Source organism: Lysinibacillus telephonicus (assembly GCF_003966145.1).
GTDB lineage: Bacteria > Bacillota > Bacilli > Bacillales_A > Planococcaceae > Ureibacillus > Ureibacillus telephonicus.
The window spans coordinates 43,832-57,928 of sequence record NZ_RXNR01000011.1 but is presented as its reverse complement, the minus strand read 5'-3'; the positions used below and the strand labels follow the sequence as shown (position 1 = coordinate 57,928).

At 34.9% G+C, this 14,097-nt stretch carries 15 protein-coding genes; 8 read left to right on the top strand and 7 right to left on the bottom strand.

Annotated elements, in window-relative coordinates:
- Window positions 1–75 precede the first annotated feature (75 nt).
- Together EKG35_RS05585 and EKG35_RS05580 are read right to left on the bottom strand one after the other, a co-directional pair.
- Complete coding sequence (locus EKG35_RS05585) at window positions 76–963, bottom strand: VOC family protein (RefSeq protein ID WP_126293470.1); 888 nt, start codon at window positions 961–963, stop codon at window positions 76–78.
- A gap of 452 nt (window positions 964–1,415) precedes the next feature.
- Window positions 1,416–3,029, bottom strand: coding sequence for a long-chain fatty acid--CoA ligase (locus tag EKG35_RS05580; protein ID WP_126293469.1), 1,614 nt, complete (start codon window positions 3,027–3,029; stop codon window positions 1,416–1,418).
- A 305-nt stretch (window positions 3,030–3,334) separates the two neighbouring features.
- Between EKG35_RS05580 and EKG35_RS05575 the strand changes: the two genes are divergently transcribed.
- From EKG35_RS05575 to resA, 6 genes are all read left to right on the top strand, one after another.
- Window positions 3,335–4,123 carry an aldo/keto reductase gene (locus EKG35_RS05575; RefSeq protein WP_185807656.1) on the top strand — a complete coding sequence of 263 codons (789 nt, stop codon included), beginning with the start codon at window positions 3,335–3,337 and terminating at the stop codon, window positions 4,121–4,123.
- 171 nt (window positions 4,124–4,294) lie between these two features.
- Complete coding sequence (locus tag EKG35_RS05570; RefSeq protein WP_246020207.1) at window positions 4,295–4,717, top strand: BlaI/MecI/CopY family transcriptional regulator; 423 nt, start codon at window positions 4,295–4,297, stop codon at window positions 4,715–4,717.
- Window positions 4,710–5,558 carry a M56 family metallopeptidase gene (locus EKG35_RS05565; protein ID WP_126293467.1) on the top strand — a complete coding sequence of 283 codons (849 nt, stop codon included), beginning with the start codon at window positions 4,710–4,712 and terminating at the stop codon, window positions 5,556–5,558. The genes EKG35_RS05570 and EKG35_RS05565 overlap by 8 nt, the downstream gene beginning before the upstream one ends.
- 55 nt (window positions 5,559–5,613) lie before the next feature.
- Window positions 5,614–6,255, top strand: a complete 642-nt coding sequence (locus EKG35_RS05560) for a DsbA family protein (protein ID WP_126293466.1) — start codon at window positions 5,614–5,616, stop codon at window positions 6,253–6,255.
- Window positions 6,245–6,649 carry a disulfide oxidoreductase gene (locus EKG35_RS05555; protein ID WP_126293465.1) on the top strand — a complete coding sequence of 135 codons (405 nt, stop codon included), beginning with the start codon at window positions 6,245–6,247 and terminating at the stop codon, window positions 6,647–6,649. The genes EKG35_RS05560 and EKG35_RS05555 overlap by 11 nt, the downstream gene beginning before the upstream one ends.
- 29 nt (window positions 6,650–6,678) lie before the next feature.
- On the top strand, window positions 6,679–7,221 hold the full coding sequence (gene resA, locus EKG35_RS05550; protein WP_126293464.1) for a thiol-disulfide oxidoreductase ResA: 543 nt from the start codon (window positions 6,679–6,681) through the stop codon (window positions 7,219–7,221).
- A gap of 62 nt (window positions 7,222–7,283) precedes the next feature.
- Here resA and EKG35_RS05545 read toward each other — a convergent pair whose 3' ends face one another.
- The 3 genes from EKG35_RS05545 to EKG35_RS05535 all read right to left on the bottom strand — a co-directional run bounded on the left by EKG35_RS05545 (window position 7,284) and on the right by EKG35_RS05535 (window position 9,098).
- On the bottom strand, window positions 7,284–8,132 hold the full coding sequence (locus EKG35_RS05545) for an RluA family pseudouridine synthase (RefSeq protein WP_126293463.1): 849 nt from the start codon (window positions 8,130–8,132) through the stop codon (window positions 7,284–7,286).
- A gap of 69 nt (window positions 8,133–8,201) precedes the next feature.
- Window positions 8,202–8,672: a thioredoxin family protein gene (locus EKG35_RS05540; RefSeq protein ID WP_126293462.1), complete on the bottom strand. Its 471-nt coding sequence runs from the start codon at window positions 8,670–8,672 to the stop codon at window positions 8,202–8,204.
- Window positions 8,673–9,098 carry a disulfide oxidoreductase gene (locus EKG35_RS05535; protein WP_126293461.1) on the bottom strand — a complete coding sequence of 142 codons (426 nt, stop codon included), beginning with the start codon at window positions 9,096–9,098 and terminating at the stop codon, window positions 8,673–8,675.
- A gap of 239 nt (window positions 9,099–9,337) precedes the next feature.
- Between EKG35_RS05535 and EKG35_RS05530 the strand changes: the two genes are divergently transcribed.
- Complete coding sequence (locus EKG35_RS05530) at window positions 9,338–10,453, top strand: GAF domain-containing sensor histidine kinase (protein WP_126293460.1); 1,116 nt, start codon at window positions 9,338–9,340, stop codon at window positions 10,451–10,453.
- 13 nt (window positions 10,454–10,466) lie between these two features.
- Window positions 10,467–11,120, top strand: coding sequence for a response regulator (locus EKG35_RS05525; protein ID WP_126293459.1), 654 nt, complete (start codon window positions 10,467–10,469; stop codon window positions 11,118–11,120).
- A gap of 123 nt (window positions 11,121–11,243) precedes the next feature.
- On the opposite strand, the gene EKG35_RS05520 is transcribed toward EKG35_RS05525, so the two are convergent.
- The gene (locus EKG35_RS05520) at window positions 11,244–12,143 is read right to left on the bottom strand and encodes a cation diffusion facilitator family transporter (protein ID WP_126293458.1); all 900 of its coding nucleotides are present in this window, start codon (window positions 12,141–12,143) and stop codon (window positions 11,244–11,246) included.
- A gap of 74 nt (window positions 12,144–12,217) precedes the next feature.
- Window positions 12,218–13,582, bottom strand: a complete 1,365-nt coding sequence (locus tag EKG35_RS05515) for a hemolysin family protein (RefSeq protein WP_185807655.1) — start codon at window positions 13,580–13,582, stop codon at window positions 12,218–12,220.
- Window positions 13,583–14,097: the final 515 nt, after the last annotated feature.

Below are 14,097 nucleotides of genomic sequence, written 5' to 3'. Positions count from 1 at the left end.
TTTTTTATTTGCTTCATCTCAACATTTTAGCCATTGAGCTAGTGTAATAAACTCATACTTATAGTTTAATCTAAATCATTCACCCTCTAAAGTGAAGATGATTCGAATTCCAGAAGGATCAATAGTAGAAAACGCTTGGCTGCCGCCAAAATTAGGAGCCTCTTCAAAGTGCTCTATTTTTGCTCCGATTTTTGTTAAACTATCTTTAATTTGTTCAGTCTGTTCAAGATTATTTAATACAAGCGTAAATGATTTTAATCCAAGGCTATTTACTGGTGCAGGTGCCCCATCAGCGCTGTTCCAAATATTAAGCCCAATATGATGATGATACTTACCTGTTGAAATAAATAGAGCTTGAGTTCCGTAGCGCGCTACAACTTCGAATCCTAATCCTTCAGTATAAAATTTTTCAGAGTCATGTAAATTTGCGACAGAAAGATGGATATGTCCCATTACTGTCCCATTAGGGAGCCCATCCCACAAATTATTGGCATTAGCCAAAATCGAAGGGATATTGAGTTGTTCAGTTACCATATGGACTGTTGAATCACCGTACCAAATCCATTCATCTTCAGGTCGATCTGAATAAACTTCGATTCCATTTCCATCTGGATCATTTAAATATATAGCTTCACTAACATGATGATCTCCAGCACCTATTCGAACATTGTGCTTTATAATATGCTGAATAAAGTTTCCTAAATCTTTGCGGGTCGGTAAAAGGATTGCAAAATGATAAAGACCTGTTTGACCGTTTTGTAAAGGCTGTGCGTTTGGTACTTCTTCCAAAGAAAGAATACTATCTGTACCATCGATTGTTAAAATTGCTGTATTTGTAGTTTGTTCAAGCACTTTGAATCCAATAATCGTTTTATAATAATCAACTGAACTTTGTAAGTTTGATACTTTTATTTGAACATGGGAAACATAATTGTTAGGCTTTTTATGAAAATGTGTAGGCATATAAAGGCCTCCTTGTTTTTTAAACTAATGAAAACATTAACATAGGAAAAGAGCAAGCGCCTTGCTTGAAAAGTTAAAAAGGCGATAAGTTTATAAAAGAGAGCGATATTGTCACTAATATGGGCGATAAATTCACAAATTAGAGCGATAATTTCACAAAATCGGGCAATAATAAATCAAAAATCTCTACAATAGAATAAAAAAGAAGAAGTGACAACAATAGTTATCACTCCTTCTTTTGAGATTATTTTTCTGAAGTATAGTCACCTTCGTAGCCAGCTGTGAAGATAGCAACTAGGAAAGCTACAATAACACCAAGAATTAATAATAAGTTCATGGAAGTATCCTCCTCATGTTATAAAATCTCTATTTTTAGTATAGCTCATAGATAACAACTTTACTACATTAATTTATGTCTATAATGGTTCAGAACTTATTACTTGGCGGCATCACTATATAATTACTTGATAGTCCTTTAGATCCTCGCGGAGTTTTGCTTTTAAAAATTTACCTACAGATGTTTTCGGAATTTCGTTTATAAATACAACATCATCTGGCAGCCACCATTTAGCAAATTGTCCTTCTAAAAAGCTTATTAACTCCTCTTTCGTAGCGTCTTTCCCTTCTTTTAATACAACACATGCAAGGGGACGCTCTTGCCATTTTTCATGAGGAATAGCGATTACAGCTGCTTCAAAAACGGCTTCATGTGTCATTAATGCGTTTTCCAAATCAACAGAAGAAATCCATTCGCCACCGCTTTTAATTAAATCTTTTGTTCGGTCCGTAATCTTTATATATCCTTCAGGAGTAACTACTGCTATATCGCCTGTATAAAGCCATCCATCTTTAAATGCTTCTACTGTTCGTTCATCTTTATAGTATTCATCTGCAATCCAAGGACCGCGAATGCGAAGTTCACCCATTGTTTGACCGTCCCAAGGAACCTCGCCAGCTTCATTTACCACTTCTGTGTCCAATAAAGATACAGGTAATCCTTGTGTTGCACGAATATCTAATTTTTGTTCTCGAGTCCAATCTTCCATTTCAGAAGTATAGGTTGATAAAGAGACAATTGGTGTTGTTTCAGTCATTCCATACCCAACGACAAAAGGAACATTAAATTTGTCTTCAAATGTTTTAATAAGTCCTTTTGGAGAGGCAGACCCGCCGCAAACAACTGAGCGAAGAGATGATAAATCTCTCGGATTTTTCTCTTGCTCTTGAGCAACACCTAGCCAAATAGTTGGAACGCCAGCAGTAACTGTAACTTTTTCTTGTTCGATTAAATCAAGCAGTAGAGAAGGTGTGAACATAGGACCAGGTAGAACTTGAGTAGATCCATAGTTTACAGCAGCAAACGGCATTCCCCATGCATTTACATGGAACATTGGCACAATTGGCATAATGACATCTTTTTCACGAATACCCATGCTATCACTTAAACCAAGTGCAAGACTGTGTAGTACTAAACCGCGGTGTGAATAAACGACACCTTTAGGCATGCCAGTAGTTGCGCTTGTATAACACATGCCAGCAGGGGAGTTTTCATCTAAATCTTCAGGGAAAGCAAAGTTATCATCTGCTTCCGCTAATAGTTTTTCGTATGAGTAGACATTTGGGAAAGTTGATTCAGGAACTTCCATATTATCTTGCATTACAACAATATGTTTTACTGTTTTTAAGTATGGAATCGCTTTACTAAGCAGTGGGAACAAGTCCCCATCAATTAATAAAATTTCATCCTCGGCGTGGTTGATGACATAAATAATATGTTCAGGCGAAAGGCGAATATTAACCATATGCAAAATTGCCCCTGCACAAGGTACAGCAAAATAAGCTTCTAAATGACGATGATGGTTCCAAGCGAATGAACCAACTTTTGTCCCTTTTTTCATACCTAGTTTTGTTAATGCAGCAGCAAGTTTGTGAGTTCGCTTTACATATTCCTTGTACGTAATGCGGTGTATTGTTTCAGGGCTTGTTCTAGAGATGATTAATTTGTGAGGAAAATATCTCTCTGCACGTTTTAAAAAGCTTGTTAATAGTAAAGGTGTTTCCATCATAACGATCAGCTCCTTTTCAAAAATATTCCATACAAAAATTACGTGACCATGATAAAAAGGTCTTTCTTATTAATATATTTATAGTTCAAGAGTCTTAGAACGAGAATGATGGTAGAAATTAAATATATTTTTTTGAAATTTACTAAATAAGAATCTATTTTTCCAACGAAATTAAGAAAAAATTAAATAATTAAGCATATCTTTTAAGTAAAGATTACAGTTCATCGTATAATGGAAGATATTGAAAAAGGGGAGTGAGCAATTTGACAGTTATACCATCAAAAGTTTTAACAAATGGAGTGAATATGCCTTACTTAGGTCTAGGTGTGTTTAAAATGACTGATCCTGAGGAGGCTATTCAAGCAGTTTCAAAAGCCTTAGAAGTTGGGTATCGTGCAATTGATACAGCAGCACTTTATAAAAATGAGGGAGAGGTTGGAGAAGCAATTCGCAACTCTCGAGTTCCTAGAGAAGAAATTTTTGTTACAACAAAAGTATGGAATTCAGATCAAGGTTATGATGAAACATTACGTGCATTTGAAACATCATTGGAAAAACTTGGGCTTGATTATATTGATTTATATTTAACACATTGGCCTGTAGAGGATAAATTGGTGGATACTTACCGTGCAATTGAGCGACTTTATGAAGAAAAGTTGATTCGTGTACCAGGTGTATCAAATCATCATGCACACCATCTAGAAAAAATCTTCGCTACAGCGAACGTGAAACCTATGGTAAACCAAATTGAACTGCATCCTTATCTTACACAATTAGAGCTGCGTGAGTTTTGTAAAGAAAACGATATCGCTGTAACTGCATGGTCGCCTCTTGGACGTGGAGGAGTTTTACAGGATGCAACGATTACAAAAATCGCACAGCAATTAGAAAAATCAACTGCTCAAGTAATCCTGCGCTGGCATTATCAACATGGTATTATTTCGATACCAAAGTCTGTTACACCAAGCCGAATTGAAGAAAATATGCAAATTTTTGATTTTGAGCTTTCACAAGAACAAGTGGCCCAAATCGATAAATTAAATAAAAATCAACGTTTTGGTCAAAACCCCGACAATTTCCATTTTGATTTCTAATCGTTAGAGTAATTATAGGTTGACTCTCTTTGGGTCAGCCTTTTTTAATTGAAACATTGCAATGGCAAAACATACGCAATTGCAGGCAGTCATCTGAAATTTATCGTTAATTATTAATAGTTGACGGGTAATCGTTCTAACACTACAATGAGTAATGTGAGGTGAGGTAATTTGAAAATTCGAAAGTTTAATATGCAGGAAAGTGGTTTAAACCGCTTTTTCGGACCTCTAGAGGCAAAAATTATGGACATCCTTTGGGATAATGAACAGATGACGATTAAGGAAGTTCAATCAGTTCTCGAAAAAGAAAAATCTACAAATTTTAATACTGTAATGACTGTAATGAATCGTTTAGTGGAGAAGGGAATTCTTGATCGGAAAGTTGTAGGAAGATCCTCATATTATAATCCGATTCAATCAAGGCAGGATTTTTTAAATACACAATCAAAAGAAATGACGCATGAGTTAATGGACGAGTTTGGAAATGTAGTCGTTAGTCATATGTTGGATGCACTTGAGGATGTTGATGACGATCTTGTAGCAAAGCTTGAATTGAAGATTAAAGAATTGAAAAAGGATAAACGCAATGAATAAATATCAATCAACAAAAATGTTCTTCTTGTCTATTGTCATATCTGGAACGATTTTAATTCAAATGATTGCCTATTTAATTGCTCTATTATCTGGGACAAATTTAAATTTTAATATTATTGAAGTATGTCAAAATACATTAAAAATGATAGGTTTAACTTCACTTCAATATGCTGTTGATATATTAGTTTTGTCCACTGTTCTTTTTTCCTTATGGAAAATTGGCACCCAAATAATCCATACGATTCGTTTAAAGGCAAAATTACATCAATATGAAAATAAAAAACTATCAGAAGAATATAATTATCGTTACGGAACTGGAAAAGAGGACTTTATTGTCATTTCTTATCCTGTTCCAGTAGCTATTACAATAGGATTTATTTCCCCTAAAATTGTTCTGTCAACAGCATTAGTTGCAGTGCTTAGTGAAGAGGAATTAGAGGCGGTTATTTTTCATGAGATGTATCATAAGAAGAGCCATGATCCTTTAAAATTATTTTTACTTTCAATTAGTGCAGCAATATTACCTTACATTCCTATTTTAAAATGGTTTAATGAAAATTACCGCATTATTCAAGAAATTATGGCGGATGAAAATGCAATTGAAAAACAACAATCAGCAATTCATATTGGAAGTGCATTATTAAAAATGCTGAAAGTAGGAAAACTAGATTCAAAGTCTTTTGCATATGCCTCCTTTGCTGAGTCTTCTGTAAATTATAGAATTGAATATTTGTTAAACCCATTACAAAGTAATCAAATTAAGATACCTTTGGTTATGGCGATGTGGTCACTTATTGTATTTAGCTTAATTTGCATTATTTTTATTTACGCTTTAATTTAGCGTAAATTTTTTACCTAATTACACTACATAATGTAGTTTTGAGGAGCGAAATATTATGTCAAAGAAAATTTTTTGGATTATCGGTATCATAGCTGTCTGTTTAATCGGAATCATAGTGTTAACAGATGTTAGTGAAAAGTCAGCAGAGCTTTCATATGAAAATCAACCATTTGTTGGGGAAGAATCTGCACCTGTAGAAATCGTAGAGTTTGGGGATTATAAATGCCCGCATTGTGCAGAATTCAATAATACTCTTTTGCCTCTTATCCATGAACAATTTATAGATACAGGGAAAGCCAAGTTTTATTTTATGAATTATGCATTTATTTCAACTGATTCAACAACAGCGGCAACATTTGCAGAAACAGTTTATCAAGAATTGGGAAATGAAAAATTTTGGGACTTCCATGAACACTTATTTGCAAATCAAACAACTGTTGATGGAAAAGAAAACTTTATGAGCGAAGAATTTCTCGAAGCTGTTTTAGCTGAAGTAGCAACTGCTGAAGAAACTGAGCAGGTGATGCAAGCATTCGGTGAAAATAAAGGAAAAGATGGCCTTGAGAAAGATATGGATATGGCCAATAGTTTAGGCGTTAATTCAACTCCATCAATCTTTATCGGTGGAAAAAAGTTTGAAGGAATGACAATGGATGATTTCGCCAAGATGGTAGATGAGGCTGCTAATGGTCAATAAATCAATTTTACTTGCGTGGATTACATCGATTATTGCTATAAGTGGCAGTTTATTTTTTAGTGAACGCATGGGATTTGTACCTTGTACACTTTGTTGGTACCAACGAATTTTAATGTATCCACTCGTCATATTTTTAGGAATTGCGTTCTATCGAAATGATAAGGAAATATATAAATATATTTTACCGATTTCTTCTATTGGCGTGTTAATGGCTGCATATCATTATGCACTGCAAAAAATCCCTTCAATGAATGAATTTAGTGCCTGTACAAACGGCGTACCATGTTCGGGCCAGTATATTAACTGGTTTGGATTTGTGACGATTCCATTTTTATCACTAGTTGCTTTTACTATGATTACAATTGCTATGGTCATATTGTGGAAGCGTAAATAAAAAATTATGGAAATAAGGCCTGGTGAAATATGAACAATAAAAAGAAAACAAGGACGGTCGTTCGATTCTTAATACTAATCGTTTTATTTGGGGCTATTATTTTTACTATCTACTCTAGTTTAACAAAAGAAAAAGTTGAAGTTTTACAAATTGGAGATGAAGCGCCAGATTTTGAATTAATAGATTTGAACGGCGAAAAACATCGTTTGTCTGAATATAAAGGGCAAGGCATATTTTTAAATTTTTGGGGAACTTGGTGTGAGCCATGTAAACGGGAATTTCCTATTATTGACAGGCAATATCATGAGTATAAAGAGAAAGGTGTACAAGTGTTAGCTGTCAATATAGCTGAGTCCGATTTTGCTGTTCAAAATTATATCGATAGTAAAGGTTTAACTTTTCCAGTAGTAATTGATAAAAATAAAAGTGTTATGGAAGCATATAATATTAATCCATTGCCGACAACATTTTTAGTGAGTCCAGAAGGTAAAATAGAAAAAATAATTACTGGTGAAATGAATGAAACGATCATAAAGCAATACATGGAGCAAATAATGCCAGATGAACTGTAAATAGTAAGGGGGTGTCTCAGGATGACACCCCCTTTTTTAATTAATGTTTGAACGGCCATATCTCATATAGTGTGGTCATTATCCTTTATGGTAATTGTTTTGTTTAAAAATGGATGTTCAAATTCAAGCTGAATGGCATGCAGCTCATAGTCTCCTGATGCTGTTTTTCTAGCATTATACATTGTGTCCCCTACAATTGGGTGTCCGATATGAGCCATATGAACACGAATTTGATGTGTACGGCCAGTTTCAAGAACTAAATGAACAAGGCAGGTATTTTTAAACCGTTTTACTACTTCAAAATGGGTGACAGCATGCTGGCCAGACTTTGAAACGACACGTCGGGTTGCATGGTGGCGGTCCTTTCCGATTGGTGCATTAATCGTACCACTTTCTTGTCGTATATTGCCTTGCACTTCCGCTTCGTAAGTCCGAATTATAGATTTTTCTTCAATCATCCGGTCAAAAATTGATTTTGCAATTGGATGTTTTGCAACTAATAATAATCCTTTTGTTCCGCGGTCTAAACGGTGAACATGCTCTGCATACTGTCCACCGTTTTTTTGAATATGTGCAATAACCTGATTCATGCATGTATCTTTGTCTTGTGGGTCATTTGGATGAGTTGCCATCCCTTTTGGCTTTGACACGATTAAACAATGGTCATCTTCATATTGAATAGCTATGTCAAAAGAATCTGATGGTACGTAGTTTGACTTTGGTATATCAAATGTAAATTGAAGAATTGTTCCAGCTTCAAGATTATCCTTCCATTGTACTGGTGCACCATCTTTAAAAGTAACCGCTTTAGCCATTCGCAATTCATGGACAATCTTTTTCCCCAAACGCCACTTTGATCGCAGCAATTCTTCTATTGTTAATCCATCTTGTGTTATTTCATATTGAAACATCTAGTACCTCCAATAATATCGTAAAAAAGAAGACAAAGCCGATTTTCGACCTTGTCCTTCAGTTTATCCTTATTTTACTTGTTCTAAAAAATCATAAATAACTTGTTCTTTGTCTGAGTAATCACCAACAATGCGACTTACTTCTTTGCCATCTTTAAAATAAATTAAAGTTGGTGTATATTCCACGTTGTATTCATCCCAGCCTTGGTCATACTCCAGAATGTTTAATTGGTCGATGTGTACACCTACTTCATCTGCAATAGGCATTAATGCTGGCGTCATTTTCATACAGTGTGGACATTCAGGGCTAAACATATAAGCAACAACAGGCTCTCCAGAAGCAATTTTTTCTTCTAATGCTTCAGGCAGTATAATATTTTGATAATTTTCATTATCAAGCAAATCAATTGTTGATTGTCTTAAATTATCTGTTCCATATGGATTATCTTTTAATTTATTTTGATTCGCTAAGTTTGTAAGTAAAATGATTACGATAAATAATACTACAACAACTGCACCAATAATTCCTAATTTCTTCAATTATTTATCCCCCTTTAATTGTTTAATCATATAAAAGCTTGTAATGGCGATTAAAATAAATGCTACTCCAGCTAAAAATGGAATCGTAATAAATCCTAAAACATTAATATATTGTCCTGTACATGGAACTCGTCCACAAGCCGGGGCTGAATCCGCTAAAAAATCCAGCTTTTGAATTCCGTAATGGTAAATAGAAATAGCACCGCCAATACATGAGAAAACTGCAGTTGTAATCGCAATACGAGCATTTTTTTGTATGTAGGCTATCGTTGTCATAATGACAATTGGGTACATTAAAATACGCTGATACCAGCATAATTCACATGGTTCATAGCCGCGCACCTCGGAAAAGTAAAGGGACCCCAGTGTCGCTACTAATGATACAAGCCATATAAATAGTAAACTATTTTCTAGTTTTTTATTCATTACGCATCTCCTATATTAGATTCTATCGCTGTTTTGATTATAGAGTGTTCATAAATAGAAGTAAATTAAATTGAATTCAGTTCTCACTAACTATTATACACTGAAAATCCTTTTAACTTTGCCTAAATTTTAGAATGTAAACGAAACAAATTTCATCCAAAAGTATGAGTAGAGAAGAAATGCAGATATATTAGGTTCAATGATATGATAAAAAAGAATAAATTAGAGGTGAATCGGACATGTCTGTAAACGATCATTCCAATATTACAATTTTAAAAGAAATCGCCGAGCTATTGAATGAAGAAACCGAAATGATTCCTATGTTGAATGGAGCGTTAAGTAAGTTTTTAAATGGTACGAAATTTGAGACGGGTTGGATTTTTTTCATTAATGAAAAGGGAAAGTCGGAGTTGGTTGCTCATGAAAATTTGCCCGACGCCCTTGCCTTTAATCATTGCCAGCATTTAAGCAAAGGCGGCTGCTGGTGTGTTTCTAGATATCGAAATAATGAGTTAAGAAAGGCGTCTAACATTATTGAATGTCAACGAATTGAAGCTGCTATTGAAGCGGATATCGGGGATCATGCGGGCATTACCCACCATGCAACAGTCCCGCTGCAATCAGGAGATGAACGATTCGGCATTTTAAATGTTGCTACTCCAAACACGATTAGCTTTTCTGATGAGGAGCTTGAATTGCTTGAGTCAGTTGCATTTCAATTAGGTTCTGCAATTAAACGAATTTATTTAACAAAACAAGAACAGGAAATTGCTTTAGTACAAGAACGGAATCGACTTGCCAGAGATTTACATGATTCAGTAAATCAACTTTTATTTTCAGTAACGCTGACTGCTCGTGCAGGTATTGAAATGAGCGAGCAACAGGAAATTAAAGAAACCTTTAAGGAAATTCAACAGCTAACACAGTCTGCGCTGACTGAGATGCGGGCACTAATTTGGCAATTGCGGCCAAAAGGGCTTGAGAGTGGTTTAATCGAAGCAATAAAAGCGTATGCAGAGATGTTAAATATAAAACTAACTGTAAATGTTTCCGGGGTTATACAATTCCCATCTCGTATAGAAGAAACATTATTCCGAATTACACAAGAAGCATTAAACAATGTTAGAAAACATTCAGGTGTTCAAGAAGCAATTATTTATATAACTGTTACAGCCACTGATATTTTGCTTGTTATTAAGGATGAGGGAAGAGGATTTGTTATTGACCCAGAGTTAAGTATCCCATCAATCGGCCTGCAATCGATTCGGGATCGGGCAATTGCAGTTGGCGGAACTGCAGATTGGGTTACTGAAATCGGCAAAGGTACGGAGCTTTTAGTCCGTCTACCATATTAAGGGGGGAAGAAAAATGATTCGAGTTTTAATTGCAGATGATCACCATGTCGTCCGTAGAGGTTTATTGTTCTTTTTAAAAACTCAAAAGGATATTGAAGTTGTTGGGGAAGCAAAAAATGGACAAGAAGCTGTAGAACTTGTGGAAGCATTGCAGCCTGATATCGTTTTAATGGACCTAGTTATGCCTGAGATGGATGGAATTCAAGCAACAAAAAAAATAAAATCAAAATGGCCGAATATAGCGATTCTTATGCTTACTAGTTTTTCTGATAAGGATCATGTTCTGCCTGCTATTGAAGCAGGGGCGGCGGGCTATCAATTAAAGGATATTGAGCCAGATGATTTAGTTAACTCGATACGCCAAATAATAAACGGTGAAAATATTATCCATCCCGCTGCAACTTCTCAATTGGAAGAAACACTTCGTGAAGAGGAAAACTTGCCGCATGTGAAAAATGCTCTTACCCCAAGAGAACGTGATGTTTTGGCTGAGCTTACGAAAGGGAAAAGCAATCGGGAAATTGCCTCATCGTTATTTGTTACTGAAAAAACAGTTAAAACACATATATCCAATATCTTTACAAAATTAGAAGTACAGGATCGTACACAAGCAGCTCTTTACGCTGTTAAGCATGGGTTGACGGAGGGCAGTGAACAATCGATATGAGTGTGTAGTGGAAAAGTGTTCACTATCCTATTATGAAAATCGTTATAAAACACAGTAAAAAACCTACCTAGTAGCACGAATACTCGGTAGGTTTATTTATTAATTAGACTGCGATTTTTTTATTTAGAAATGATAATCCTCTTCAGTAGCAGTTCGAATCTCATGTGGTTCAATATGGACAAGTACTGTACTAAATGGATTAAATCGTTTGACAGTTGACTCAATTTTTTCTGTTATTCTATGGCTTTCCCAAACATTCAAGTGTGGATTAACTGTTACAGTAACATCAACAAAAGTCATATTGCCATGAGTTCGTCCTTTAAGATCCAATAAATGAATTACTCCGTCTACATTTTGTATAAGGACTGATAATGTTTCTGCCTCTTCTATATCAAATCCGTCCGTCAATGTTTGAACTGATTCCCAAAAAATTTCAATGGCAGTTTTAATGATAATAATGGCAACAATGATTGCAGTGATTGTATCAAGTATTGGAAAACCAATAATGGCTCCAAATATCCCAATTGCCGTACCGATACTAACAAGTGCATCAGAACGATTGTCATATGCTGCTGCTTTTACTGCCGAGCTATTAATTTTCTTAGCTAATGATAAATTGTATCGATAAACACAATACATGACAGCTGCACTGCCTAATGCGACGTAGGCAGTTAATGGGGCTGGAGTTTCTTGGGCAGGATTCCACAAATTCATTACAGAGCTGGCAAGCACCTGCAATCCAACAATCATCATAATAAATGAGGCAATTAAAGCCGCTATTGTTTCTGCACGAAGATGACCATATTGATGGTTTAAATCTGGAGGTCTTTGTGAAATTCTTAATCCAATTAAGACAGCAACCGATGCAATAATATCTGTTGTGTTGTTAAGACCGTCTGCTTTTAATGCTTCGGATGCCCCAAAATGGGCGATAATGAGTTTAATAGAGCTAAGCAAGAGATATGTACCAATTGATAGCCATGCGCCTTTTTCCCCTGCCCGTAAATTTGTATATAGCTCCACAATGTTTCCTCCCTACAAAACTTTAGAACATGATAAAACGACTTTCCAAGTGCTGGAAAGTCGTTAGTTTATGTTTAGTCTTCTTTTATTTCTTGGTCTTCTTCTGATTGATTTTCTAATTCTGGTAATTTTGTTACTTCAATGTAAAGAATATGATGACCATCTAATTCTTTAATTTTAAATTCATATCCTTCAAAATCGAAGCTATCTCCTTCAACTGCATCAAAGCGTTGAGTTAAGAACCATCCACCGATTGTATCGATATCATCATCTTCAATATTAGTTCCTAACATATCGTTAACTTCTTCAAGCAACATTTTTGCGTCTAAAATATAGTGGCCACTACTAATTTCTTGAACTTCAGGGATCTCATCCTCATCGAATTCGTCTTGAATATCACCAACAATCTCTTCAATGATATCTTCGATTGTGACTAGTCCTGATGTACCACCATATTCATCCATTAAAATTGCCATATGGATGCGTTCCTGTTGGATTTTAAGTAATAAATCACTGATTGGAACGGTTTCGAAAACACGAATAATTGGCTGCATATAATCAATAACTGGTTTATCACCATTTGCTGGATTTTTTATAAACGCAGTTAATAAATGTTTTAAATTCACTAGCCCAATAACATGGTCTTTGTCGCCATCTGTTATTGGATATCGAGTATACTGTTCTACACCCATTACATCAAATACTTCTTTAACTGTTAAATCTTTTTCGATGCTAACAATTTCAGTTCGAGGTACCATAATTTCCTTCGCAGTACGATCAGAGAATTCGAAAATACTATTTACGTATTCGTATTCAGAGTGGTTAATTTCTCCACCTTTATAGCTATCTGCTAAAATCATGCGAAGTTCTTCTTCAGAGTGAGCTACTTCAGATTCAGAAGCCATTTTATATCCGAATAGACCGGATAAAGCACGTGCTGATCCATTTAATGCTCTAATAAAAGGATACATAATATTATGGAACAACAATAATGGTCCTGAAAGATTTAAAGTAAGTTCTTCTGATTTTTCGATGGCAAACGTTTTAGGTGTTAATTCCCCTACGACAACGTGTAAGTAAGTTACAATTACGAAAGCAACAACTATTGAAAGTACCCCGGATAATCTAGGATCTAAATGAAACATCTCAAATAAAGGATGTAAAATTAAATCGAAGGTAGGTTCACCTAACCAACCTAAACCAAGGGCAGTAATTGTAATCCCTAGCTGACAAGCAGATAAGTACTCATCTAAATTTGAGATAACTTTTTTTGCTTTCATTGCCTTTTTATTGCCTTCAGCAACTAGCTGATCAATTCGTGTTGTTCTTACCTTTACAATTGCAAACTCAGTTGCAACGAAAAATGCCGTAGCAGCAATTAACAAGAAAAATGCTGCCAACCTAATGGTTAACTCTACTATGTCTACGTCCAAATACATTCTTTGTTCCCGACCCAAATGAGGGGAGCGAACAAAGAGTACACCTCCTATAATAAAAAAATAATTGAATAATACAATGATAAAATATTTTAATTAAAAATACAAATTGTGAACGCGTTATAAAAAAGAAAATTTTGATTATTTTATAAAGTATAAGATTGTTAAAGTTATAGATTTAGATTGACTAAATATTTAACTGTTTCCTATATAGCTTTGCCAGTTATCTAAAAATTATTGACATTCAAATTTGTTGTGCTAATGTTAATGACATAACAAAAAATGTAAGAAAGTTATGGTATAGGTTATGACAAAAAAGCCGCCAGCAAATAAAATCATAGCCTAAGCCTGTATATAATTTTCTTTCATTTAGCTTAAACGCGCATAATTTAAGCATGGGGATACAAGCACTAGCTGCTTGTATTCCTTTTTTTCTTAAGAGCAATCAATATCATATAAATGCTACTAAAGAATATTTAAAATGTAATATTACTTAAGGTCATTCACGCTGGCCGCAG

Coding starts and splice junctions, on each gene's coding strand:
- EKG35_RS05525 (WP_126293459.1), top strand. CDS start 10,467: ATGATTCGAGTTTTAATTGCAGATGATCACCATGTCGTCCGTAGAGGT.
- EKG35_RS05575 (WP_185807656.1), top strand. CDS start 3,335: ATGCCTTACTTAGGTCTAGGTGTGTTTAAAATGACTGATCCTGAGGAG.
- EKG35_RS05515 (WP_185807655.1), bottom strand. CDS start 13,582: ATGTATTTGGACGTAGACATAGTAGAGTTAACCATTAGGTTGGCAGCA.
- EKG35_RS05565 (WP_126293467.1), top strand. CDS start 4,710: ATGAATAAATATCAATCAACAAAAATGTTCTTCTTGTCTATTGTCATA.
- EKG35_RS05580 (WP_126293469.1), bottom strand. CDS start 3,029: ATGATGGAAACACCTTTACTATTAACAAGCTTTTTAAAACGTGCAGAG.
- EKG35_RS05585 (WP_126293470.1), bottom strand. CDS start 963: ATGCCTACACATTTTCATAAAAAGCCTAACAATTATGTTTCCCATGTT.
- EKG35_RS05530 (WP_126293460.1), top strand. CDS start 9,338: ATGTCTGTAAACGATCATTCCAATATTACAATTTTAAAAGAAATCGCC.
- EKG35_RS05535 (WP_126293461.1), bottom strand. CDS start 9,098: ATGAATAAAAAACTAGAAAATAGTTTACTATTTATATGGCTTGTATCA.
- EKG35_RS05555 (WP_126293465.1), top strand. CDS start 6,245: ATGGTCAATAAATCAATTTTACTTGCGTGGATTACATCGATTATTGCT.
- resA (WP_126293464.1), top strand. CDS start 6,679: ATGAACAATAAAAAGAAAACAAGGACGGTCGTTCGATTCTTAATACTA.
- EKG35_RS05545 (WP_126293463.1), bottom strand. CDS start 8,132: ATGTTTCAATATGAAATAACACAAGATGGATTAACAATAGAAGAATTG.
- EKG35_RS05560 (WP_126293466.1), top strand. CDS start 5,614: ATGTCAAAGAAAATTTTTTGGATTATCGGTATCATAGCTGTCTGTTTA.